We start from the raw sequence: 23,308 nt of genomic DNA, 5'->3' as shown, positions 1-23,308 counted from the left end.
CCAGGGACTTTTTATTAGTGTTTGCACGCCTTCGATCTTGTGTTTTAGATTGTTAATAACGCTTTACTGAAACAGTATGTTTCATAGCATCACTCAAGGATGAAGACATGATGAAAAAATTCGTTATCTTACTAGCGTGCTTAAGTCTGGGATTCCAGCTAACAAGCTGTACGTCCAAAGATAGCCAATCTGACGCAGAAGTCGCAGCAGATATGGATTCTGCGGATCTTGAAAAGCTCGAAGGCGATGAAGCTCTTGAAATCGCTGGTGATGATTCGTTGGCAAGCGACCAACTTCCTGAAGATGCTCTAGGCGAAACTACAACAACGACGGAAACGACGACAACGACTACCGAAACAACTGTAGGCGAAGATCAAGCGACAACGGAAAAGACCGACGTTGCGACAAGCACAGAGACACTTCCAGCAGATCCGTTTGCAGAGACAACAGAAATCACTCCTCCTGTCGATGCTCCATCAACAACTGTGACAGAGACAGCTCCAACGGTACCTGATAATACAACGATGGTTGAAAGCTCCACGCACACAGAAACTTCAACAACAACAGTTGTTGAAAGCGGCGAAGAAGCTCCAAAGAAAGCCAATATTCCTCTTCAGAAAGTTGCGACAGCTCCTTGGAAGGTTGGAAAAACTTGGTACAACACAGTTTACTTTGCACGCCCTGGCGATTCTTTGGCTAGCATCAGCCAAATGATCTACGGCGCTGATAAAACAGCTGAGTTGAAAAAAGGAAATCCTACTTATAAATCTCGTGATGTAAGACCTGGCGATAAAGTTTATTACAATTCTCCAAATCGTCCTGATGATTCTTCAAGAATGATCACTTATTACGAAGATAATGGCGTTGCGCCTGAAATGTATGTTGCAAGACCTGGCGACAATATCAGAAAAGTTTCCAAAGATTTGTTGGGTTACGACAATGCATGGAAAGAAGTTTGGTCGAGCAATTCTGTAGACTCTAAAGGAAACATTGCTGAAGGAACGGAACTTCGTTTCTGGAGAGGCGGCGCGGTTGCAGCGGCTCCTTCTCAGCAGCAACAACAAATGGCTCACCAAGAGGTAGCGGGTTCAATGCAAGAACCACAAGCTCCTTCAATGCCGGCTCCGCCAGCACCTGAAGAGATGATGCCTCCGCAACAAGCGCAAGGAGAAATTCCTCCTCCGCCAATGCCTGAGCAGCCTGGAATGGAAATGGCTCCGCCACCTCCTCCTCCACAAGATCTAGCGCAAGAACAAATGGCTCCACCGCCACCACCTCCAGTGGAAGCTGTGAACCCACCGGCGCCAGCTCCGCAAATGGCTGAAGAAGCTCCGCAAGGAATGGATAACGACACAACTCTTGCTTTGTCAGTGGTTGGTTTGTCAGCAGCAGGTCTTGCAGTTCTCATCGTGATGAGAAAGAAAAGAAAACAAAAAGAGCTTGAACAACAAGCGATGGATAATACACACGTCGGAACTTAATAACGACAAAAAAGAACCCACACCTCGAAGAGATGTGGGTTTGGTGTTTTAAAACGGACTACAAAGATACTTATCCTACTTTTTTGAAGATAGTATCCATAACAGAGCGACGGTCGTTACGGCTGTTCTCTACGAAGTAGATCAAGTCGTCGACGATTTGCACGTCTCTGTTATTTACAGGCATGAATTTCACTCCACAACCTGCTGAGTTTGTCCAGATCACATGAGCTGCAACTTTGCGCTCGCGACCTGCAACGACAAACATCAGATTTAGCTTTTCGTTGGCGCGTACTTCACCGCCAGTAAACTCAAGAAAGGCTCCCGTGATGCTGATGTTCTTAAGCGTGCCTTTTGTCTCTTCTCGTGCGTAATTGCGTTTGAAGGAAACCTCGAGGTTTAGAGGGGTTCTTGGTGCCGGAACATTTAATGTATCCTCCACTTTAGACTCCTTGTGCTTAAAAAATGGATACCTATCCTTTCGGTATTACTTACGAAAAATTAATAGGGGGTCGAGGTCTTTTTCATTAAATAAGAGCAAATTCTCGTGAAACTAGACTTAGCGTGGCTCATATTTAAACATTTGATTATCCTCACTTTTTTATAAACATGTCTTTGGGCCCCTAGGAGAACTCATAAAATGATGAACCAATTTGAGACGGCAAGAATTATTAGAATCTTCACTCCATTTCACCGCTTTTCGATTGACAAGAACACCCGTTCCTTAGGACAGTGGTGGCAGAACTTATACATAAATCCAATCGGATCATTCTTTTCAAAGTTATCGTTCTTTATTTTCTTTATAAAATCCCACAAGGAGAATCTGTTTGTCTGAACCTAAAGATCAAGGCGTTGAGGTAGTTAAAAAGCGTACCCGCACTAAAAACGTCGAAGAAGCTGCTCCAACAGCTCAAGAAACTGCAGAAGCAATGGCTCCAGCGCCAACCTCCGCTCCTGCAACTGAAACGGCTCCAGCCGCCGCGGCCCCTGAAGCAACTGCAACACCTTCTGCAGCTCCGCAAGAAAGTCGTCCAGAAAGACCGCAACAACAGCAACACCAACGCCGCGAATTCCGCCCTCACAACCGAGACAATAGAGATAGAGACAACCGTGGCGATCGCGATCGCGACCGTGACCGCGGTCACCGTCATGGCAGCAACGGCAGCAATCAACGCCGTGACTTCCGTCAAGACAGACACCGTGGTGACGAAGGCCAACCTTCTGATGAAGCACAATCCACTCCACCGGCACAAACTCAAGAAGTTGATTTGGCTGACATTCAACTGACTGATGAAGAAAAAACATGGCTTTCTTCAAAAGACCTTAAATCTAAAAACATCACTCAGCTCACAGAGCTTGCGACAAAATTAAAAATTGAAAACGCTGCCGGCCTTCGCCGTCAGGATATGATCTTTGAAATTTTGAAACGTGCTGCGAAGCTGGGTCAGGACATTTATGGTTCTGGCGTTCTTGAAATCTTGCCTGACGGTTACGGTTTCTTGCGTTCTCCAGATTACAACTATCTTCCAGGTCCGGATGATATCTACGTCAGCCCATCACAAATTCGCCGCTTCGGTTTAAGAACAGGTGATACTGTGACTGGTACTGTTCGTCCGCCAAAAGAGGGTGAGCGTTACTTCGCACTTCTCAAAGTTGATTCTTTGAACTTCGAGACGACGGAAAAGGGTAAAGATAAAATCCTTTTCGACAACTTAACTCCGCTTTATCCAAATGAAAGACTGAAACTTGAGCACAGCCCTGGCGAGTACACGACACGCGTTGTGGACTTGATGGCTCCGCTTGGAAAAGGTCAGCGTGCATTGATCGTGGCACCTCCAAGAACTGGTAAAACAGTTTTGATGCAACAAATTGCTAACGCTATCACGCACAATCACCCTGAAGTGAAGTTGATCGTTCTATTGATCGATGAACGTCCGGAAGAGGTGACTGACATGCAACGTACTGTAAAAGGTGAAGTTGTATCGTCAACATTCGACGAACCACCAACTCGCCACGTTCAAGTTGCAGAGATGGTTATCGAAAAAGCAAAACGTCTGGTTGAGCACAAGCATGACGTGGTTATCTTGCTTGATTCCATCACTCGTCTGGCGCGCGCTTACAACACGGTTGTTCCTCCTTCTGGAAAAATCTTGTCGGGTGGTGTGGATTCCAACGCCCTTCATAAACCAAAACGTTTCTTCGGTGCGGCTCGTAACATTGAAGAAGGTGGATCTTTGACTATCATCGCAACAGCGTTGATCGACACGGGTTCTCGTATGGATGAGGTTATCTTCGAAGAATTTAAGGGTACAGGTAACGCCGAGATCCACTTGGATCGTAAGCTTATGGAAAAACGTATCTTCCCTTGTATGGACATCAACAAATCGGGTACTCGTAAAGAGGACTTGTTGGTTGAAAGAGCAGATCTCAATCGCCTATGGGTTTTGAGAAAAGTTTTGGCGCCAATGAACGTCGTTGATGCGATGGAATTCTTGATCGACAAAGTTCAAGGCACGAAGACAAACACCGACTTCCTTAAGGCAATGTCTGGTCCTGGCTAGTGGAGCATTGGACATTGGAGATTGGAAATTAGATTTGAAATAAAAAAAGGGAGTCGCGAGACTCCCTTTTTTATTGAGAATGGGAAAAAGATACCTGGTACCTTTTTCTTAGGCTTTGTTGGCTTTTGCTGTCATGTCGAGCATGAGTTGTTCAACTTCGTTGAGGTCTTGCTCTGTGATTTCGAAAACTTGTTTGTGACCGATTTTCTCCATGATGGCGTTGAAAAGCTCAGGAGAAAGGAAGGAAAGAACTTTTCCTGATTGGTACTCACGCTCTTTTTCGTCGTAAAGTCCCAAGAATGTTTCATCACGGAACCAGCTTTGTTTGTTGGCTTTTTGAATTTGGGCAAGTTCATTATCGCTTGGATCGCGTTGCAAGAACTCAAAGAAGAATCCAGATGGCTTTCCACCCGGCAAGAACCACTCACCAGAGAAAACTTGGATCAAGTTTTCGTGATCGTCTTTCAAGATTGGAGTTACGAACTGAACGCCGCGCTCAACACAATGTTTGTGGAAAGCAATCAAATCCGGCGTACGCAAAGCCACGTGCTGCAAGTGCGCGACGTTTTCATGGCCATCCAACATTTGACGAACGTGGGAAGGAGTTCCCTCTGGCTCGGAAGGTTGAACAATCGCAAAGATCGTGTTGAGAGGATCTTTGTCGCCGCGAGGTTGCCATTCACCCACGCGAGTTGCGTAAGTCATGGAAACATCTTTCGCACCATTTTTACCAGCACGCTTTTTTTCATAAAGAAGGTCGTCGGGAGTTGTGCCGAAGATAATGCGGAACACAGCATAGGAAAGAGTGTACAGTTTCGGATGCAGAAGCATCGTCATGTGATCCACTGTGAAGTTCATAAAGGGCTTCTTAGTCATAGAATCATTCCTCCAAATAAAGGCTGATATTAGGAACCTAAAGAAGCCCGGTCAACGTCATTGACGTTTTTTCAGAGTGTCGGTTTCGCAGCCGCCCACAAGAAGCTCACTGATCTTTCCTTCAAAGGGATAAATCGCGTCAGACATTCCGTCGGAACCTTCTTTTGTAAGATTCACTTCGAGGTACTGAGTGATTCCCTCAGCGTCAATGTGCAAAATTCCGCCGGATTTGAAAATCACGTGCGCTGTTGTTTCCGCAGAGCCGTGCTCGGCCGAGTCCACGCGAATTTTGTTTGTTTCCGAGTTGTATGTGACTGTTAAGAAGGGCTCCGTGAATGTGCAGTAAATACTTTCTGCCGAAGCAGATACCGACATAAGTGAAAGAGCCAGAATCAAAAGTGCTTTCATTGAAAACCTCCGATGAAGCGCACTTTCTATCAACTGCAGGAAGTTCTCAAGTTTCCCCTCTGTAATCAAGTAAATGGCAAATCACCACATTCTTTGCGATTTGTTGAGCCAGCGTAAAAGCGGCATCATCAGCTTGAATTCCGCGGCAATCTTTTTGGGAAGATCTTTTTTAAGAGCAGCGTCCTCGGGGAGGCTGATCGAGATAAAGAATTGTTTAAGGCGTAAATATTCAACAAGAGGATGATCCGGAGAAATCCCTCGCGGAGTGGTTTTGAGTTTTTCTCCCTGAATGCTACCAAAATGCTTTTTAAAATTTTTATCCTCGATGATCTCTAAGAAAGCATCTGGATCTTGCAGCATAAACTGACGGATTTTTCGCAGCTGTAAAGAAGAGGGCTTCCACAAGCCACCACCGATGAAAACTTCTCCCGGTTCTATTTGCATGTAGAGTCCGGTGCTATCCACGGTTTTCGGGAAATTTCCGTACGGAAAACTGGCGCCCACAAAAGTTTTGTAGGGCGTTTTATCTTTGCCAAAGCGAGTGTCGCGATAAACGCGCAGAATATTTCTTTGCGGGTTGAACGGAACTTCGGGAGCGAAACCGCGACAGACCTCACCCAGCTCCATGATCAGCCCCATCATCGGTAGATGGACCAAGCGTTGGTAGTCCTCTTTTCGCGGCTGAAACCATTCACGGCGATTGTTCTTTTTCAGAGAGCGCAGAAAGCGAAAGGCCTCGGGAGAGAAGCCCTTAAAGTCCGGAATTTCGATCACAGTGGCCTTTTTCATGAACGAACAGCTCCTACTAAAGTATTAAGATAAAGCCTTGAAAATACGAGGATATTTTGAAACATAAGGGCCCCATCTGCAAGGTGTTTGTTGCCAAAAAAAGCAGCGATTAATGCTCGACACGGGGGACCCACTGTGTTAAACCCTTACATCTTAAGACCATAGTTTTTGATTATTTAGAAGGAATCAGGTCATGAAACAAAACCTACATCCAAAAGTAAATACTGTTGTATTTAAAGATATCTCTTGCGATTTCTCTTTCTTGGGAACTTCCACTCTTCACTCTAGCGAAACTGTTAAATGGGAAGACGGCAAAGAATATCCTCTTATTAAAGTTGAGATCTCTTCTGCATCTCACCCGTTCTTCACTGGTAAGCAACGTGTGATGGATACTGAAGGTCGTATCGATCGTTTCAAAAAACGTTACGGCAAAAAGTAAATCCCGTCGGCTCTTCAATGAGCCGCCCTCAGTTTCGAGCCTCTTGCTCGAAACCCTTACGGGGCTGACGCGAAAAAAGGCCACAGCGGCCTTTTTTCCGTTTCAGAGTCTCAACTCGATTTTGCAACCGATCTAGGAGTTACTCCCATGTTCTCAAAATTGGATGAAGTGGAATCACGCTATGAAGAAGTCAATATGGCTCTTCAAAGGCCCGATATTGCTTCAAACCAAACTCAGTACCGTGCCTTGATGAAAGAGCTGGGAAATCTTGAGAAGATCGTTGTTGTCTATCGTGACTACAAAAAGAAAACGGAAAATCTAAAAGCCAGCAAAGAACTTCTTACGGCAGAACAAGATTCTGAAATGCGCGAGCTTATCCGCGAAGAAGTGAAAGAACTTGAAGCCCAACTCCCTGAGCTTGAGCAACAACTTAAAATTGCCCTGATTCCTAAAGATCCTAACGATGATAAGAATATTATCTTAGAGATTCGTGCTGGAGCCGGCGGTGACGAGGCTTCTCTTTTTGCTGACGAGCTTTTCCGCGGTTACGTTCACTACGCAAGCACTCAAGGCTGGAAAGTGGAAATGCTTTCTTTCTCCGAAGGTAACGTGGGTGGAGCGAAAGAGATCATCGCCAGTATCACAGGCGATTCCGTTTTCAGTAAATTGAAATACGAATCCGGCGTTCACCGCGTTCAACGTGTTCCAAAAACAGAAGCTGCGGGCCGTATTCATACGTCGACAGTGACTGTGGCGGTTATTCCAGAAGTGGAAGTGAACGAAATCAAAATCCCAATGAGTGATGTGCGTATCGAAACAATGCGTTCACAAGGTTCTGGTGGTCAGTCGGTCAACAGAACGGAGTCAGCGGTTCGTGTCGTGCATATTCCAACGGGTATCGATGTGAAGTGCCAAGAAGGTAAATCACAATCCGCAAATAGAGAGCGCGCTTTCCAAATTCTTTACGCTAAACTTCAACAAATCGAAGACGAAAAAGCGCGTAAAGAGGCTTCTGACGTTCGTTTGGAGCAAATTGGAACGGGCGATCGCTCAGAGCGTATCCGCACTTATAACTTCCCGCAAACTCGCATTACTGATCACCGTATTGGTTTGACGATCCATCAGTTGGATCAAGTCATGGGTGGTGCATTTGAGTTGCTTATTGATCCACTCGTGGCAAACTTCCAAGCCGAGGCGTTGAAGAAGCAAACTTCTTAAGACTGATAAGTCTTCTTCCGCTTCAGGACTCGAAAGCAGAGAAAATGAAGCTTAAAGAAATTCTCGATAAAACAACGGCGTTTTTTAAAGACAAAAAATTCGAGACTCCGCGCTTGGATGCTGAGCTTTTGTTTGCGCACGGTTTGAAGCTTGAAAGAATTCAGCTCTATCTAAAGTTTGACCAGCCGATGAAAGAAGACGAACTCAATACCCTGCGCGAGTTGGTTCGTCGTCGTGGAGGTACGGGCTTAACGGGTGGACCTATTACTTCGACCGGAACTATTTCTCTTGCGAATACAGCGGTGACTGCAGGTTCTTACACTCGTGCTAATATCACCGTCGATGCTCAAGGCCGTTTGACAGCCGCTTCGAACGGAGCTGCGGTTAATCTTGCAACCGAAGTCACTGGAACTTTACCGATCGCAAACGGTGGTACGGGTCAAACATCGGCAACAGCCGCGTTTAATGCTCTCTCCCCGCTGACAACAAAAGGTGACATCGTTGTTAACGACGGCACAAATGATATTCGTCTCGGTGTCGGCACCAACGGACAAGTTCTTTCCGCAAACTCAGCTCAGCCTTCAGGACTTCAGTGGATCACTCCAACAAACGGAACTGTGACGAGCGTTTCTGGGACAGCACCGATTTCCGTTGCGACCGGAACATCAACACCGGTGATTTCAATTGCTGACGCAACAACGTTGGCGAAAGGCGCTGTGCAAGTCGGCGCAGGTATCGCTGTCTCTGCCGGAACGATCAGTGCGGATCCTGCGAACTTCCCTTCGGCAGTTCCTGTTAGTAAAGGCGGTACGGGCTCGACATCTCTCACAGCCAACCGACTTCTTGCTTCGAATGGAACGGGTTCGGCCGTCACGGCATTTAACTGCGCAACCGGACAACTCTTAACATTCGATGCGACAGGAATGATGACATGTACTTCCTTTACGAACGGCTCCGTGTTTGTAAATGGGGGAAACTCCTTCGCGACAAATGCAACGCTGGGAACAAATGACAACTATCCTTTGGCTTTCGAAACGAACGCAACAACACGAATGACTATTGATTCCAACGGTCAGATCGGGATCGGTACTGGCTCACCGACCAGAGCTTTGGACGTACAAACGAACGTCTCGGGAATGGACGGCATTAGTTATACAAATACAAACACGGGCTCGGCGGCAATCGCCAACATGCGTATTACGAATAGTTCTGGAAAACAATTGTCCTTCAGTCAATACGCCGCAACTCTCAGTGGCGGTACGAACTCGTTTCAACCGAACGGAAGTTTGATTTCTGCAAACGGTGCTGGCGGTCTCAGCATTGAAACCTCTGTCGCTTCAGCTATCCGTTTCTATACCGGAGGCTCTTCGATCAATGAAGAGCGTATGCGCATTCAGGCTACGGGTGAGGTCGGCGTGGGCACGAGTGCTCCTGCTGCAAAACTTCATGTCAATGGCGGTGTGGTTCGCGTTGAGAACTCGGGCGGCGAAGCGATCATGATCCATCGCCCTGCCGGTCTTTTTAGTTACATCAATTTTACAAGCGCAGGCAGTCGCCGCTGGCATATGGGTGTTAACAACGTTGGAGAAAGTGGCTCGAATATCGGCTCTGATTTTTATATCAATCGCGCGAATGACTCCGGCGTTTATATTGATACACCGTTGGTTATTTCCCGCTCGACAGGCGACGTCACTTTGACTGGAAATGTCACGACGGGCGCCCGCATCTTGATGGGAAGAGACGGCGTCAACAATGCGTACTTAAGCGCAACAGGAACTGGGACCGACACTCAGAAGGCGGCGATTGGTTTTAACTCGAATGCAACAACGGGTATGATCAACGAACTTATGTTCCGGATTAAAGATACCGACGCCGCTCGCCTCGTGACAGCGGGTTCGGGAGGACCTTTCTTAAAACTTCACCCAACGACACTGAGTTCAGCTCCAACAGGTTGGGGCGGAGGCCTTTGGACCTGGGACGCGTATGTCGAAGCGACGTTAGGTCTTGGAAAAAATGGTGCGATCAATACAACATTTAGCTGGGATGGAAATGGAAGTATGGCGGGAACGCTGACGCAAAACTCGGACATCCGTCTTAAAGAAGACATTCATCGCATCCCCGCGAGTCTTGCGAAGATCGAACAGCTTAACGGTGTGACTTACTACTGGAAAGACCGCGAAAGAGATCCGCGCAAACAAATGGGTTTGATCGCACAAGATGTCCAAAAAGTTTTTCCTGAAGCTGTTAGAAAAGCGCCGAATGGATATCTGAGCGTAGCGTATCAAAACCTTGTGTCGCCGATCATTGAGGCAATCAAAGAATTGCATAAGCTGTATCTGGATCAAAAAGAAGAAGTCGAAGCTTTGAAAAAAGAAAATCAGGATTTAAAGGAACGCTTAGACAGACTTGAGCAGCGTCTAGAAAAAATCGAGCCCGAAGTGGGAAGAGAGAAAACCACTCCGGGCCGCGCTAGTAACTAATTTATTTCATCGGCTTCGTGTGAACCGCGAATTTTTCGAATTCGCCGTACTCATGAAGTTTGTTATAAAGAGTCTTGATCGTAATACCCAAGTTGTTCGCAGCTTGCGTCTTGTTCCCACCAAAGTGAGCCAAAGCTTTCAAGATGTAGCGCTTCTCAAGATCATGCAAAGTCATGCTTGGATCGTATTCGATCACGTCTTTTTCCATCTCGCCATTACGGATGTTTTCTGGAATATCGTTCAACATGATCATATGACCTTCAGACAAGATCTGAAGTCTTTCACACACGTTCTGAAGCTCACGGATATTACCTGGCCAGTCGTAACGAACAAGGGCTTTCATAGCTTCTTCATTCACAGAACGACCACGGTTCAAGTAAGCGTGTTGTGAATTATTCAAGAAATGATTCACAAGAGCGGGGATGTCCTCTTTACGACGACGGAGAGGAGGAGCGCTCACCACGATTGTATTAATACGATAGAAAAGGTCTTCACGGAAATTACCTTTTACAACTTCTTGGTCCAACTCTCTGTTCGTCGCACAGATCAAACGGATATCAACTTTGATTGGATCCTTACCGCCCACGCGATAGATTTCACCTTCTTGAATGAAGCGAAGAAGTTTAGCTTGGATCGCTGGATCCAACTCACCGATTTCATCAAGGAACAAAGTTCCGCCATTAGCAGCCTCAGCCAAACCGATCTTGCGGTTGTAAGCGCCCGTGAAAGAGCCTTTTTCATGACCGAAAAGTTCTGACTCAAGAAGAGTCTCGCGAAGAGCACCGCAGTTGATCGCGATGAAGGGTTTGTTTTTGCGGCCTGAACGCTCATGGATCGAACGAGCGATCAACTCTTTACCTGTACCCGACTCACCCAGAACCAAGATGTTCGCCGTTGAAGGAGCCACTCGGTCTATCATCTTCATCAAGCTACCCATCACCTCGGATTGGTAGACGATAGTCTTGTTTTCTACGACTTTCGAAGTTTGATTTGTGTTCCACATAACTTGGTTTGCATTCTGTGAAGAGGGCAAAACAGTTGTTGAGTTGTTTTCGTTCATGGGGACTCCCTTTCGGTAAACGTACTTTTTTTAAAACTTCTTGGGTGTCTCAAATTGAATGGCTCAACTTGATACGCCGCGACAACGCATTGAGTTATAACTTTGGTCGTGTAAGATTTGCAAGAAAAATATTGCATGGCGTTAGATTTTTTTTAGGGGCCGTGTTTCATATAAATGAAAGATCAGGCATGAATTATGGCTTTTAGACTTATTGAAAATATAGATAAGTATCTGAAATACATGACGTTTATAAAATCGGCATCACCCTTGACGATCAAGCACTATCGCTTGGACCTCAACCAAGTTTATAATTTCGAGAATAACTCATCTTCTATAAAAACGAGCTGGACCGAGGCCGAGCTCCTAGCCTCCGCCCGGGCTGCCTTTAATGGCTGGGCTCATCTTTCCCTGGCCTCCCGCAATCGCAAAGCCTCAACGCTAAAGAGCTTTTTTTCCTGGGCCTTTGATCAAGGTCTGACAGAGCGCGATCTCTCTTTACAAATCGTCAGCCCTAAAGTGCCGAAGAAGCTTCCGCATTTTTTAAGCGTCGATGAGACTCTCGCTGTGCTTAAAAGTTTTGATGATGCAAAGGTCACGATTCCCTTAAAAGAAAAAGTCCTTTTCCTTCTTCTTTATGGCGGCGGCCTGCGAGTCAGCGAAGCCTGCAACCTGCAATGGGCCAGTGTGCAGTTGTCGCAAAAAGTTTTGCGTGTGAAAGGAAAGGGCTCGAAAGAAAGAGTTGTGGCTCTCCCCTCCTTGACGATTCAAGTTTTGCAAAAGTGGAAAAAAGAAAGTTCGTTTGATGAATATGTCTTCGGCGAAAAACCGTTGAATACAAGAACAGCGTACGAGATGGTTCGTCAGAGCGGAATTCGCGCGGGCCTTCTTAAGCCACTTCATCCTCATGCTCTAAGACACAGCTTTGCAACTCATCTTTTAAGCAGTGGAGCTAATCTCAGAACACTTCAAGAACTCCTCGGCCACGAAAGTCTACAAGCCACCGAGAAGTACACGCACTTAGGAATTGATCAACTGGCGCGCACGATGGAAAAAGCGCATCCGCTGGGAAAAAAGAGCGGCTAGCGAAGGCCGCATGTACCTTTCGTGCGCAAAGGGAAGCGGGTACCTAGAGAGTGGCGTGTTCTAGGTAGTGGCGGACCATTTGTTCGACGTTTTGGAGTTCTTCGTCGACGATTTGTCTTTGATTTAAGAGCTGATTTGTATCCTGCAGGTTTGTGCGCAGAAAGGGAGTCATCCATGGCTCTGCGTTCACCACCCCTTGTTGCAAAAGAAATTTCAGATAGAAGTGCATTTTCACAATCAGTGGATCTTGGGCCGTCTCCATCGCCTTCAAAGTGTTGCCTAAGAGATTGAACAAGAAGTCCGAAGTTTTGTCGCCTTCCTGACTGACTTTGCTGACACATTCCAAAATGTGCAAAGCTAAATCGAGGCGGTCATAGTCCGTGCGCAATCCTGGAAAATCATTTACCAGATTGGCTTCTTGCAAAACGTTGAGCTGGCCTTCTTCATTCGCCATCTTATAGGTGAAAGTAACGAAATGCGTGGGTTCAAGAACGCCTCCGCCGAAACGCTTTTTACTTTTCAAAGCTCCGCGCGCGATAAAAGACAGCTTCTCTCCTTGCGTGGAAATAGCGTGCAGAATCAGATCCGCTTCTGAGTATTTGATTTTTCGAAGAATGATGAAGCGTTCTTTGGCTTGTGTCAAACGTCCCAACTTTGCTGTGCTTTTACTTCTTCATACGAAGATATCAACATCTTGGCAAAGTCTTTTGTATTTAACAATTCGGGGCTGATCACAAGAAGGCCGCGCAAGTCCTCGGCGGAGGGAGTCGGTTCCCACCAGTGCCGAAACATTTTTGTCGCCGACCAATGACACATATTGGTGCTGTTGATTTTCTGCCAACCCTGTTCTGCGCTGAGACCTAATTTCTTAAAAAGATTTTGTGCAACAGCTTCCGCGCTCACGTCAGGAAGAATGGCCACGGCACGATCAAATAAACGAAGGCTGTCCTGTTTAAAGAATTTTTTGGCAACGGAGGAAATTTCTTGTTCAAACTTTTCAATCAATGTCGCGTTCGTCGCACGGCCTTGTTGCGACGTCTTGAGTTCATTTAAAAATCCGTCCGCGTTCCAAGACATGTTTTGCGCCATGAGTGTGGGAGAACGAAACCTCTCTCCTAAAACAGCGACCGCGGCGGAGGCAGTGAAAGAACAAAGACGGACCGTGTAAGGTCTGATTTCTATTTTTTCGTGAAAATGTGTCGCATGAGATACGCGAAAAGAAAAAATTCTTTTCTCGTTAAGCAGTTTATCCAATTCTTCGACAAAGCCGTATTTTTCTCCTGTCACCGGATGATCTTCACTGTAAAGAACAAAACAAGTGTCCTTCTTAAGTCCTTCGACCCACTCCTTCACATTCGCGAGCTTAAGATGTGACAGCACGGCGACGTCGTAAGTTTCTTTGTAGTAGTACGGCAGTAAAGAATCAAAAACGGAGGTTTGACCTTGGAGCACACCAATGGCTTTTTTATGCGACATAAATTGCGCTGTTCCCTGCGAAATCTCGAACACAGCTTGGCCTAATCCCGCATAAGAACGCGCGCGGATTTTTACATCCAACTCGAGGGAAGTTTTAACGCGGTCATTTAAATCTTCCCAAGCTTCCGGGCGCAGTACATCGATGAGCATAGATTGAAGTTAACAAATTACCTCACAAAAGAGAGTACGACGAAGGTCTTAATCTCCAATCAGGATGGTAAAAAAAACGATTTATTTCGGGAAATTCCGCGAACTCTAATGAGAGCGTTTTAATCACCAACGCACCCGCTAAAATGAGTAAAGGAACCGTCATTTTGCACTTGGCTAATGCATTTAAGTATTGAATTCTTGGGCCCTCTGATAGACTTCAAGGCTAGAGGTGCAAATGACTAAAAAACGTATTGAATGGCCGGTGGCGCTCTTCCTCACAATCAATCCACTGGTGACTCTGATTCTTGCTCCCATTTACTTCTATAACTATGGTTTTCAATGGGACCTTCTCCTCTTTGCTCTTATCTTTGCAGCCGCGACAAACTTGAGTATCACAGCGGGCTACCACCGTCTTTTCTCTCATAAAAGTTATGATGCGCATCCTATCGCAAAGGCCTTATTCCTCTTGGTGGGTGCTTCGGGCTTCCAAGGCTCTGCCTTGAAATGGTCTTCAGACCACCGCCGTCACCACACGCACATTGATGGAGAGAAAGATCCTTACAACATCAATGAAGGCTTCTGGTACGCACACATGGGCTGGTTGTTCTTTAAGGACTCTGTCGATCAAAAAATCGTGGCTCCGGATTTACAAAAAGACTGGATGGTCACATTCCAACACAAATATTATGTGCCCTTGGCGATTCTTACAGGTTTTGCCCTTCCGACTTTGATTGGCTGGATGATGGGTTCGTGGTTGGGCGGCTTGGTGATCGGTGGCGGTCTACGCATCGCTTTGACTCAACAAAGCACTTTCTTTGTGAACTCTCTTTGCCATACTTTGGGCAAACAAACCTACTCTAAAGAGATCTCTGCGCGCGATTCATGGTTCGTGGCGGTTTTGACTCATGGAGAAGGTTATCATAACTTCCATCATAAATTTCAAATCGACTATCGTAACGGTATCAAGTGGTATCACTGGGATCCGACTAAGTGGACGATTCGCACTTTGAACTTCATGGGCTTGGCGACAAAGCTTCGTCAAATCTCCAATGCCGAGATTTTGAAAGCTCGCTTGCAGGCAGAAGCTGCTGAAATGAAAATGCATGGCTTCGCGGACGAGAAACTGCAAGCCATGAAAGAAAAAATTCTTGAAGCGCAAAACAAAATGAAAAAGTTGCGTGAAGACTACGAACAATTCAAAGTCGATGCGGCTCGCAAACGTGAAGAGCTGAAAGAGGCTTACGATCACAAGCTTGCAGAAATCAGACGTGAGATGGAAATTGCCAAGCTGGAATTCCAAATGGGAATGAAGCAATGGCAAGTCTGCTTAAGATCTGTTTAATTGTTTAAAAAAGAAAAAGCCTCTGTGCGAAACACAGAGGCTTTTTTATTTCTTCGTCGTCTGGATTAGTTGCAGCTTCGCTTGTCGTTATAGAAGAACCAGTGGAATCTCGATGTATCGACATTGTTTCTGCGATCGTCATCATGGAAAGGTGCATTGCTCTCGCGTCGGAATGTTTGATTCTCAAGACAGTCAGTACGGCGGAACTCTTCATTCATCGCCAGCATATCCTGGAAGGACGGCAAGTAGCCTTTCTTTTTATAGAACTCATCTTCTTTTTTATAGATGTTCTTCTCTAGAACTTTGGCAACGGCTTCAAACTTCACGTTGGTTTGAATGCTATCGATAGGCATGTATTTAGGAAGCGTATCCGCTGCAATACCGAACTGGCGCACGAACTTCGCAAAGTAACCTTTAATAGAATGTTGTGGCGCCCAGTGGAAAGTATAATCCTTATCGATCATCCAAGAGTAAATACTTTGCAGAACCGCGTCCTGCATACGCACTTGTCTTAGCAGAGGATAGAAGCGGTATTCCGCGATGAAATTAAAGCGCGGGTCGACCTCAATATCATACGGCGCAAAAAGAGTGGATTTCGTGACACCCAGGCTTTTTGGATAATCCGTATTCTTGAATTTTGTAACGGTACTGCGGAATTTCGGAACCATGAACTTGCCATCCGAAGCCATGTCATAGGCATAGCGAATCACTTCCGAGCAGAAAATCGTCGAATAGTCGTCGTCGTCCATCGCGAAGTCATAGCGAATGCCTTTGTTTCTGTCTAAAGCATACTGGGCTCTTTCCCAGATTTTACGGCCGGCTTGCTTCGCCAGAACTTCATCCGGTTGACGATACAAAGCCACTCGCGCATCTTCCGCTTGGCGCCACTTTTCCAAAGGCGTTACAATAACTCCGTATTGGATGAGTGCCTCGACAACGTATTTACGGCCCTTTTTATCTTCACCTACGATCGCCAAGTGCGAAAAGTTGCCTTCTTCATCACCGATACGCGCGATCATCGCAGACACATAAGACTTCCCGCGGACCAACATCACGTCGCCCGTTTTCAACTGAAAGCCCGCATACTTGGGATTTGTCCAAGTGCTTGGTTTTGAGCTGTCCATAATCGGTGTCTTTTTAAACGTATAAACTTTTTGTGAATACAACCATTCCAAAAGATATTCTTCCGCGAAACGCGCGTATTGGAAACCTTCGCGAACTTCCTGAGTACATTCTTTTGTAAGTTCATTTCGAGAGTCGAACTCTTGCAATTTTTCGTGCAGGACGACGCGGATTTGGAAGATCGTATTCATGACATCGTCGCCATGAGTTTTTAGTTTCTCCACTTCTTGAGGCGTTTTGGGAATGAAATGATCCGCCGGAAGATAATAAAGATAATCTGTCACTTTGTTCACGAAGGTAGCGCACGTACGTGCATTGAAGATTTGCGGATTGGACAAATCGGAAAGAACCTTTTGGCTTCCCGTAATCAATTCTTCGGTGCTTGCTGGTTTGCGGTAAGATGTCTCTTCACTTTTAAACAAGGGACTTTGGCATGCTGAAAATAAAAGTACGCTCAGGCCACCCAAAAGGTATCTCTTCATACAAATCTCCTCGGTATATCCCCGTCTATTTCGGAAATTCCTCGGGATTACGTAACTCGACCTTGAGCGAGTTCCTTTAGAGAGTAACGCCGTATTTTGTTTCAATAAGAGATTTAACGTCTTTGTAATTCACCGGCTTTGTGAAGTAGCCCTGAGCTCCTAAATTAAAAGACTTACTAATACTTGTTGAGTCGTCATAAGCACTCATCATGTACACCGGAAGTTGCGGAAATTTTTCCCTGATATCTTCCAGCAATTCGTAGCCTGACACTTCGGGCATATTGATATCCGTAAAGACGATGATGTCGTCCATATCTTTACGACGAGATTCCAAGTACTTCATTGTTTCCGCCGCGTTTTCAAAAAAATGCAGATCCACTGTGCCATTCTGAATCGCATTGCGAAATTTCATGCGGGAAAGAAATCCCACGCTGGATTCATCGTCAACAATCACTACGGTGAGAGGTTTCTCGATGACCATACGCCTTTACCCTCCTTTCTGTCCAAAGTGGAAAAATGAACGGTCACTTCTGTGAATTCCCCCTCCTTGCTGTTGATTTTAATTTCGCCGTGATTTTTTTCGATCACTTGTCGCGCAATGGAAAGCCCCAGACCTGTGCCTTCTCCAGCAGGTTTGGTCGTGTAAAACTCGTCAAAGATTCGTTGCAGATTGCTGCGCGAAATACCGGTGCCGTTATCTCGAATGCGAATGATGATGTGGTCTTTGACTTTCGAAAGATCGACAAAGAGTTCCGGTGTGAAAATGTCCTTACCAAGGTATCCAAACTTGGTTTTTAAAGCATAAAGTGCATTGTCGATAAGATTGATAAAGCCCCGCTCGACACTTGGATGATCAAGTAAGTCCATTTCCACTTGCGGCTGGATGTCTTTTTTTACGGCGCATTTAGCCTTGAATTCAAGATCCAATATAGAGCGGACACTGAGATCTAAACAGCGTTCCAGCATTTCGGACAAATTTGTGTTCTCAGGTGGCGCATCCGCAGGCTCTTGGCGGGCCTGACGAAGCATATTGGTGATAATGACGTTCGCCCGTTGCGCCTGTTGATGAACCATATCGACGGCGGTTTTAATTTCCCCGTCGATATTCTTTTCTTCCATAAGATCTTTTAAAACTTCCGAGCCGTTGATAATGACATTCAGCGGGTTTTTCAACTCATGCGCGATGCCGAAAGTAATACGCCCGATTGTCGCGAGTTTTTCCTGGGACAATAGCTGTCTTTGCGTGCGTTTTAAATCTTCAAATGCAAAACTCAACTCTTGGGTTCGCAAGTTCACTTGGTGCTGCAAGGAATCCTCGAAGGCTTGACGTCGATACTCCGTACCAATACGCGCCGCAAAGAATTCAACAACGAAAGTGAAAAGTTCCCGATCGTACAAGGGCTTATCGTCGAGAATAATCAAAAGACCTACCAAGCCGCCGTCCGGGTTTAAAAAGGGGGCTCCGATATAAGCTTCCGCTCCCAGATCTTTGAGCATTTTATCTTCGGGAAACTGCTGTTGCACACGTTCCGCGAAACAGTTTACGCGCGTTCCGCAAATAACGTTTACGCATGGAGTGCCCTTCAAATCATAGACAATATTCGCGGCAAACCCATTTCCCGACCATACAAAGTCAGTCTGGATAGCGGCTCTTTCTGGCTCAACGGCATGTCCGACAAGAACGTATTTTACTTCCAGAGTTTGCGCGAGACTTCGTACAAGTTCCCGCACGTACTCCTTCCCGTAAAGGAGCTGGTCGATGTTATAAATTTTTTTGACCATTTTCAGGACTTCAAGAGTTGATGCTTCCATAGGTAAACCTCACCTTTAATTATATTCCTGTCTGGGAAATCAGCCGCGTTTCGCCACATCTTCCGTCTGGTTTCGTGTCTAAATACAGTCCTATAACGAAGGTCCTGTAAACTTCTTAAACTCGAAAGACGATAAGGAAATGCACATTTTTTCTAACATTGGTTCGACAGCACTGAGGAGACAGCATGAGTAACAATGCTATGAAGCAAGAATTTTTTCATATCGACGAGAATAGCCGCAAAAAAGTCGTACGTCAGGATCGTACCGCTTTGGAGCCGGGCTCTTGCTTCCTCGACTTTCAAGGACGTCAGTTTGAAATCCTCAACATCAGTTCTTTTGGTTGCGGCGTTTTGGTTTCCGCAACAGATTATCAAGATCTGCAAAAGTGGTTCGAAAAACATCCTCATCTTGAAGGAAGTCTTCTTTATAAAAACATTCAAACTCAAAGCATCGCTTTACGCTGGGCTCGTGCCGAAAATCATACAAAATCCGTGACGGGCGAAATGATTATTGGTTTTGAAATTCTTGGCGAGCCTCTAAAAGTTGAGCGCATCAAAGCCTTGGAAGTTTCCTCTGAAGTCATTACCGAACAAACAAGATATGCCCAAGAACTCGCGCAATTGCCCGCGGAGTTTAAAACTTTCGTATACGAAATGAAGGATTGGCTCGAAAAGCTAAAAGCTCGTATTGATAAACTGGAGGCGGATTCTCCGGTTGATAACTGGAAGGAAGCGCAAGACTATCGCCTGACGATTGCAGATACGGTTTCTGACTACCTAGGCCAAGTCATTCCAATGAAGTATTCCCAAGTTCCGCAATTTATTAAGAACTTTACTCCTGAACAAATGAAATGGGCGACAGAGTTTGCCCGTGAACAAATCGGCTATCTTGTTTACGGCGCCCCGTTTGCGAACCGCGCCTACTTCAAACCGCGCGGTTATGCCGGGGATTACGAAATGATGAATCATCTTTATCGTGATGAATTGGTGGGCAAAACTTTGTTCGACCAGTGCATGCACAAATACTTTATTGATGAGCCTGCGGGAGCTGCGGTTAAAAACCGTGGTCAGTATCTTTTTGAAAAGATCACGGAGCTTTTCACGGCGACACCGCCAAACCAGCCGCTGAAAATTCTTTCAGTCGCCAGCGGTCCTGCAATGGAGCAACAACTTTTCCTGCAAAATGCCAACACCTTCTATGGCCGTCCCGTCGAGTTCACGTGCTTGGATCAAGATGAAGAATCTTTAAAGCATGCTCACCGCCAGTTGCACTCCATCGAGCGTTTTGTGCGATCGGGTTTTAAATTTAAATTCAACAATATGGCCATTCGTAACGTGATCGCGGCAGGTTGTCCTGAAACGGATTACGATCTTATTTACTCTGCGGGTCTCTTTGACTATTTCACAGAGCCGGTCGCCCAAATGGCAGCACAAAAAATGTTGGCCTCCGTTAAACCGGGCGGCCGCGTTGTTATCGGAAACTTCAGCAAAGACAATCCTTGCGTTCCCTTTATGGAACTTGTTTTGGATTGGCACTTGATCTACAGATCCGAAGAGGATCTTCTGCGTATTTTCAAAGGCCTTGGCTCAAAAATCTGGGTTGAAAAAGAACCTTTGGGCGTAAACCTTTTCGTTGTTATTCAGAAGTAAGGACGTTGATTGTTTTTCACAGGCAAAGAAATCACCTCCAGCGAACTGCGTGAGCACGAGGTGGTAGAAGAAATCAGATCTGTTCTAAATGTGATCGCCAACTGGATGGCAGTGCCCCTCTTTTTGGCGTTCTGGGTTGCAGATCTTATTTATGTTCCTCAGTTCAAGTGGCCGTTTCTAGCGCTGAGACTGACGATCATTCCTCTTTGTTTTGTGACGAAAAAACTTATTGAAAGAGAACAGACCGCTCTTCGAGCCCGGTCCATCTTGGCTCTCTATGTGGGTTTGGTCGCACTTCCTATCAATGTGATGATCGCGATGATCCCCGACGTGGGCACCGGTTATTACGCGGGTCTTAACCTCGTTGCTATCGGTGGTCTTTCTTTCATTCCTTTTTCGACAAGCTTTTTCGCAGGTGTCGCTTTAGCCATCTATTTGCCTTACTACGTGGTTGTCTTTGCAAAGATGCAGAATCTTCAGGATGCCTGGGCGATTGCGCTGAATTCATTTTTTATTATCGGCTCCATCGTCATCTGCTTTTTGATTCGCTTTTTTCAGGAAAAATTGCGTATTCGGGAACTCAACAGCCGTCTGGCTTTGAAATCTGAAATCGCCAATCGTGACAATATTATTCGCGCCAAAACAGAAGAAGCCGTGCGCCTCAATACACTGAGCACGCAATTCAGCCCTCAGGTGGTGCAAGCCATCCGTGATGGACGCGTGGATATTGAGAAAGGCGTTCGCCGCTCGCAGATTTGCGCCATCTTCGTGGACATCGTCGGTTCCACAGAACGCGTTGTCCGCTTGGATCAGGCGAAAGTGGATCTGGTTCTGGCTCGGTTCATGGACACTGTGGTGACGATTTTCCTCAAATACGATATCACGATTGATAAGTTCCAAGGTGACGGGATTTTGGCGTTTGCCAATGATCCAATTCGCTATGGCGATTTCGTACAAAGAACTTGCCTCGCCGCCTTAGAGGTACGCGAAGCTTTGCGCCAGGACCGGGAATTTTATCTAATGAACTGGAAAAAAGAGATGCAAATCCGTGTCGGCATTTCCGCGGGTTATGCCAATGTGGGCTTCTATGGTAACAAAAAGTTTTTCCGCTCTTACACGGCTATTGGCGCTCCATTACCTTTTGCTTCTCGTTTAACGAATTTGGCAGAGCCCAATCAAATTCTTATCGACTCTGATATTGCACAAACACTGGAACGCGAAAATTTCATTGTGAAAAATATCGGAGAAAAAGTGATCAAAGGTTTCGAAGACGATCAGCATTTTGTTTTTGAACTTCTTCGTTCTCCTGAAGGATCAAAAGAAGCGAATGCCGCGCACTGTCCGCACTGCGTGGATTCGGTTTTACATCTTGATACGAACGCACAAGGAATTTTTGTCATGAAATGTCGTCAATGTGGTTATGAGCTTGCCGACACGGAAAAAAGTCCTATGCTAAGAGCATGAGCATTCCGGCCGACTCGTGGAATCCACGACAATACGACAAATATAAGTCCGAAAGATCGCAGCCATTTTACGACCTCATGAACATGCTGCAAAGCACGTCTCATCCTCGAGTCCTTGATCTTGGTTGCGGCACCGGCGAGCTTACAAGCGAGCTGCATCACTTTGTAAAAGCAGATCAAACTTGCGGTCTTGATTCTTCCGACAAAATGTTAGAACAAGCCCGCAAGCATGAGTCAGCGACTTTACGTTTTCAAAAAGGCGCTATCGAAACATGGACGACGGCAGACAAGTTCGATATCGTTTTTTCGAATGCGGCTCTGCAATGGTGTTCTGATCATCCCCGTCTTTTTGCGAGAATAAAAAACTTTTTGGAACCTCATGGGCAACTGGCTATCCAAATGCCGATGAATCATGATTACCCCACGCACGTTTTGGCAAAGAAGATGAGCGAAGAAGAACCCTGGAATTCGCTGCTTCAAGGCGAAGCGTACGATAAATATAGCTCTCTTCTCTCCCCCGAAAAATATGCAACCCTTCTTTATCATCTTGGGTTTAAAGAACAAAAAGTTTTACAAAGAGTTTACGGCCATCAGCTCGAGTCTCGCGATGACGTGATCGAATGGGTGAAAGGCAGTCTTCTGACTTACTTCCAATCGCGCTTATCAGCCCAGGATTATGAAAGATTCTTGCGCGAGTTTAAAGAGCGCTTATTTAAAGAGCTTCCCGACGAGAAGCCCTTTTTCTATCCATTCAAAAGAATATTTATTTGGGGTCAGCTCTAGCCAACTCTTTTTTGCGGACGCGCTTTGACTTTTTTAAGGCGATGCGTGGCTATGTATTCGTCGGTTTTTGCTTCCACTTCTTCCAATCCACCGGGAGTATCTCGAAAAGAAGCTCCTAATTCTCCGCGCGGGCTGTCTTCGTCCGCTCTGTTTTGCAAACCTCGCCAAGAAGTATCCATGGCATCGGCGGCGCGATCCATTTGCTCGCGCACATCAATATCTCCGCGCATAAAATCGCCGGGAAGATCCTCTAAAGGCTCCGGTGCGATATCATTCAGTTTCATTCTTTTGACGGCATTCGTAATCGTGGTTCTTGCCGTTTGATCCTTATCTGTCAGAATTTCGTCTTCGTCGAAAGTGCTTTCGGAGGTCTCACCTTTTTTAATTTCGGTAAATACTGGCAGGGAAACGCTTCTTTCCTTTTCCTCCGGCAGCATCAATATTGAAGAGTATTTGTCGAATGTTTTCATAACAAACCTCCGTTACTTTTATTATGACTCTTGACCCAACAAATAAGTCAGACAGTTTCAAAATACAGGGTTTGGCCTCTTCTATAGTCTGTATATAAAGTGAACAGCCATGCGCCTGTTTAGGCCTCCTTGCGAGTCTTCTCATTTTGAGACAAGCACCGACTTCT

General features: G+C 45.9%; 21 protein-coding genes. 10 read left to right on the top strand and 11 right to left on the bottom strand.

Going from position 1 to position 23,308, the window contains the following annotated elements:
* Positions 1 to 107: 107 nt before the first annotated feature.
* Positions 108 to 1,481, top strand: coding sequence for a hypothetical protein (locus QJS83_RS03640; protein ID WP_284607742.1), 1,374 nt, complete (start codon positions 108 to 110; stop codon positions 1,479 to 1,481).
* A gap of 70 nt (positions 1,482 to 1,551) precedes the next feature.
* On the opposite strand, the gene QJS83_RS03635 is transcribed toward QJS83_RS03640, so the two are convergent.
* On the bottom strand, positions 1,552 to 1,920 hold the full coding sequence (locus tag QJS83_RS03635) for a PilZ domain-containing protein (protein ID WP_284607741.1): 369 nt from the start codon (positions 1,918 to 1,920) through the stop codon (positions 1,552 to 1,554).
* A gap of 385 nt (positions 1,921 to 2,305) precedes the next feature.
* Between QJS83_RS03635 and rho the strand changes: the two genes are divergently transcribed.
* On the top strand, positions 2,306 to 4,039 hold the full coding sequence (gene rho, locus QJS83_RS03630) for a transcription termination factor Rho (RefSeq protein ID WP_470287787.1): 1,734 nt from the start codon (positions 2,306 to 2,308) through the stop codon (positions 4,037 to 4,039).
* A gap of 108 nt (positions 4,040 to 4,147) precedes the next feature.
* On the opposite strand, the gene QJS83_RS03625 is transcribed toward rho, so the two are convergent.
* The 3 genes from QJS83_RS03625 to QJS83_RS03615 all read right to left on the bottom strand — a co-directional run bounded on the left by QJS83_RS03625 (position 4,148) and on the right by QJS83_RS03615 (position 6,112).
* Positions 4,148 to 4,915 carry a VOC family protein gene (locus QJS83_RS03625; protein WP_284607740.1) on the bottom strand — a complete coding sequence of 256 codons (768 nt, stop codon included), beginning with the start codon at positions 4,913 to 4,915 and terminating at the stop codon, positions 4,148 to 4,150.
* 57 nt (positions 4,916 to 4,972) lie between these two features.
* Complete coding sequence (locus QJS83_RS03620; protein ID WP_284607739.1) at positions 4,973 to 5,323, bottom strand: hypothetical protein; 351 nt, start codon at positions 5,321 to 5,323, stop codon at positions 4,973 to 4,975.
* Positions 5,324 to 5,404: 81 nt separating this feature from the next.
* Positions 5,405 to 6,112 (bottom strand): DUF2461 domain-containing protein, encoded by a 708-nt coding sequence (locus QJS83_RS03615; protein ID WP_284607738.1) that lies wholly within the window; start codon positions 6,110 to 6,112, stop codon positions 5,405 to 5,407.
* Positions 6,113 to 6,305: 193 nt separating this feature from the next.
* Here QJS83_RS03615 and QJS83_RS03610 point away from each other — a divergent pair, with 193 nt between their 5' ends.
* From QJS83_RS03610 to QJS83_RS03600, 3 genes are all read left to right on the top strand, one after another.
* Positions 6,306 to 6,551: a type B 50S ribosomal protein L31 gene (locus QJS83_RS03610; RefSeq protein ID WP_011162689.1), complete on the top strand. Its 246-nt coding sequence runs from the start codon at positions 6,306 to 6,308 to the stop codon at positions 6,549 to 6,551.
* A 147-nt stretch (positions 6,552 to 6,698) separates the two neighbouring features.
* The gene (prfA, locus tag QJS83_RS03605; protein WP_284607737.1) at positions 6,699 to 7,769 is read left to right on the top strand and encodes a peptide chain release factor 1; all 1,071 of its coding nucleotides are present in this window, start codon (positions 6,699 to 6,701) and stop codon (positions 7,767 to 7,769) included.
* A 44-nt stretch (positions 7,770 to 7,813) separates the two neighbouring features.
* Complete coding sequence (locus tag QJS83_RS03600) at positions 7,814 to 10,249, top strand: tail fiber domain-containing protein (RefSeq protein ID WP_284607736.1); 2,436 nt, start codon at positions 7,814 to 7,816, stop codon at positions 10,247 to 10,249.
* 1 nt (position 10,250) lies between these two features.
* On the opposite strand, the gene QJS83_RS03595 is transcribed toward QJS83_RS03600, so the two are convergent.
* On the bottom strand, positions 10,251 to 11,309 hold the full coding sequence (locus QJS83_RS03595) for a sigma-54 interaction domain-containing protein (protein ID WP_284607735.1): 1,059 nt from the start codon (positions 11,307 to 11,309) through the stop codon (positions 10,251 to 10,253).
* A 195-nt stretch (positions 11,310 to 11,504) separates the two neighbouring features.
* Here QJS83_RS03595 and QJS83_RS03590 point away from each other — a divergent pair, with 195 nt between their 5' ends.
* A complete protein-coding gene (locus QJS83_RS03590; RefSeq protein WP_284607734.1) occupies positions 11,505 to 12,392 on the top strand; it encodes a tyrosine-type recombinase/integrase in 888 nt (295 codons plus the stop codon).
* A gap of 43 nt (positions 12,393 to 12,435) precedes the next feature.
* Here QJS83_RS03590 and recO read toward each other — a convergent pair whose 3' ends face one another.
* On the bottom strand, positions 12,436 to 13,035 hold the full coding sequence (gene recO, locus QJS83_RS03585) for a DNA repair protein RecO (RefSeq protein ID WP_284607733.1): 600 nt from the start codon (positions 13,033 to 13,035) through the stop codon (positions 12,436 to 12,438).
* Positions 13,032 to 14,018, bottom strand: a complete 987-nt coding sequence (locus QJS83_RS03580; protein WP_284607732.1) for a hypothetical protein — start codon at positions 14,016 to 14,018, stop codon at positions 13,032 to 13,034. The genes recO and QJS83_RS03580 overlap by 4 nt, the downstream gene beginning before the upstream one ends.
* Positions 14,019 to 14,253: 235 nt before the next feature.
* Between QJS83_RS03580 and QJS83_RS03575 the strand changes: the two genes are divergently transcribed.
* The gene (locus QJS83_RS03575; protein ID WP_284607731.1) at positions 14,254 to 15,360 is read left to right on the top strand and encodes an acyl-CoA desaturase; all 1,107 of its coding nucleotides are present in this window, start codon (positions 14,254 to 14,256) and stop codon (positions 15,358 to 15,360) included.
* Between the two features lie 65 nt (positions 15,361 to 15,425).
* Here QJS83_RS03575 and QJS83_RS03570 read toward each other — a convergent pair whose 3' ends face one another.
* From QJS83_RS03570 to QJS83_RS03560, 3 genes are all read right to left on the bottom strand, one after another.
* Positions 15,426 to 16,964: a YiiX/YebB-like N1pC/P60 family cysteine hydrolase gene (locus tag QJS83_RS03570; protein WP_284607730.1), complete on the bottom strand. Its 1,539-nt coding sequence runs from the start codon at positions 16,962 to 16,964 to the stop codon at positions 15,426 to 15,428.
* Between the two features lie 76 nt (positions 16,965 to 17,040).
* Entirely contained in the window at positions 17,041 to 17,445 is a 405-nt protein-coding gene (locus QJS83_RS03565) for a response regulator (protein WP_284607729.1), read from the bottom strand.
* Positions 17,418 to 18,776 (bottom strand): sensor histidine kinase, encoded by a 1,359-nt coding sequence (locus QJS83_RS03560; protein WP_284607728.1) that lies wholly within the window; start codon positions 18,774 to 18,776, stop codon positions 17,418 to 17,420. The genes QJS83_RS03565 and QJS83_RS03560 overlap by 28 nt, the downstream gene beginning before the upstream one ends.
* Before the next feature lie 185 nt (positions 18,777 to 18,961).
* On the opposite strand from QJS83_RS03560, the gene QJS83_RS03555 reads away from it, so the two are divergent.
* Genes QJS83_RS03555 through QJS83_RS03545 form a run of 3 tightly spaced genes read left to right on the top strand, consistent with a single transcriptional unit; the run spans position 18,962 to position 22,671 of the window.
* Entirely contained in the window at positions 18,962 to 20,425 is a 1,464-nt protein-coding gene (locus QJS83_RS03555) for a class I SAM-dependent methyltransferase (RefSeq protein WP_284607727.1), read from the top strand.
* A gap of 9 nt (positions 20,426 to 20,434) precedes the next feature.
* A complete protein-coding gene (locus QJS83_RS03550; RefSeq protein ID WP_284607726.1) occupies positions 20,435 to 21,889 on the top strand; it encodes an adenylate/guanylate cyclase domain-containing protein in 1,455 nt (484 codons plus the stop codon).
* Entirely contained in the window at positions 21,886 to 22,671 is a 786-nt protein-coding gene (locus tag QJS83_RS03545; protein ID WP_284607725.1) for a methyltransferase domain-containing protein, read from the top strand. Before QJS83_RS03550 ends, QJS83_RS03545 begins: the two co-directional genes overlap by 4 nt.
* Here the strand turns inward: QJS83_RS03545 and QJS83_RS03540 are convergent.
* Positions 22,668 to 23,141 (bottom strand): hypothetical protein, encoded by a 474-nt coding sequence (locus QJS83_RS03540; RefSeq protein WP_284607724.1) that lies wholly within the window; start codon positions 23,139 to 23,141, stop codon positions 22,668 to 22,670. The two genes, QJS83_RS03545 and QJS83_RS03540, sit on opposite strands and share 4 nt — an antisense overlap.
* Positions 23,142 to 23,308: the final 167 nt, after the last annotated feature.

It is taken from the genome of Bdellovibrio sp. 22V (genome assembly GCF_030169785.1).
In the GTDB taxonomy this organism is placed as follows: domain Bacteria; phylum Bdellovibrionota; class Bdellovibrionia; order Bdellovibrionales; family Bdellovibrionaceae; genus Bdellovibrio.
Note: the sequence above shows the minus strand (reverse complement) of the source record. Positions and strands in the feature narration are given on the sequence as shown.

Coding starts and splice junctions, on each gene's coding strand:
- QJS83_RS03620 (WP_284607739.1), bottom strand. CDS start 5,323: ATGAAAGCACTTTTGATTCTGGCTCTTTCACTTATGTCGGTATCTGCT.
- QJS83_RS03580 (WP_284607732.1), bottom strand. CDS start 14,018: ATGCTCATCGATGTACTGCGCCCGGAAGCTTGGGAAGATTTAAATGAC.
- QJS83_RS03590 (WP_284607734.1), top strand. CDS start 11,505: ATGGCTTTTAGACTTATTGAAAATATAGATAAGTATCTGAAATACATG.
- QJS83_RS03640 (WP_284607742.1), top strand. CDS start 108: ATGATGAAAAAATTCGTTATCTTACTAGCGTGCTTAAGTCTGGGATTC.
- QJS83_RS03555 (WP_284607727.1), top strand. CDS start 18,962: ATGAGTAACAATGCTATGAAGCAAGAATTTTTTCATATCGACGAGAAT.
- QJS83_RS03540 (WP_284607724.1), bottom strand. CDS start 23,141: ATGAAAACATTCGACAAATACTCTTCAATATTGATGCTGCCGGAGGAA.
- QJS83_RS03570 (WP_284607730.1), bottom strand. CDS start 16,964: ATGAAGAGATACCTTTTGGGTGGCCTGAGCGTACTTTTATTTTCAGCA.
- QJS83_RS03565 (WP_284607729.1), bottom strand. CDS start 17,445: ATGGTCATCGAGAAACCTCTCACCGTAGTGATTGTTGACGATGAATCC.
- QJS83_RS03560 (WP_284607728.1), bottom strand. CDS start 18,776: ATGGAAGCATCAACTCTTGAAGTCCTGAAAATGGTCAAAAAAATTTAT.
- QJS83_RS03610 (WP_011162689.1), top strand. CDS start 6,306: ATGAAACAAAACCTACATCCAAAAGTAAATACTGTTGTATTTAAAGAT.
- QJS83_RS03625 (WP_284607740.1), bottom strand. CDS start 4,915: ATGACTAAGAAGCCCTTTATGAACTTCACAGTGGATCACATGACGATG.
- QJS83_RS03595 (WP_284607735.1), bottom strand. CDS start 11,309: ATGAACGAAAACAACTCAACAACTGTTTTGCCCTCTTCACAGAATGCA.
- prfA (WP_284607737.1), top strand. CDS start 6,699: ATGTTCTCAAAATTGGATGAAGTGGAATCACGCTATGAAGAAGTCAAT.
- QJS83_RS03600 (WP_284607736.1), top strand. CDS start 7,814: ATGAAGCTTAAAGAAATTCTCGATAAAACAACGGCGTTTTTTAAAGAC.
- QJS83_RS03615 (WP_284607738.1), bottom strand. CDS start 6,112: ATGAAAAAGGCCACTGTGATCGAAATTCCGGACTTTAAGGGCTTCTCT.
- QJS83_RS03575 (WP_284607731.1), top strand. CDS start 14,254: ATGACTAAAAAACGTATTGAATGGCCGGTGGCGCTCTTCCTCACAATC.
- QJS83_RS03545 (WP_284607725.1), top strand. CDS start 21,886: ATGAGCATTCCGGCCGACTCGTGGAATCCACGACAATACGACAAATAT.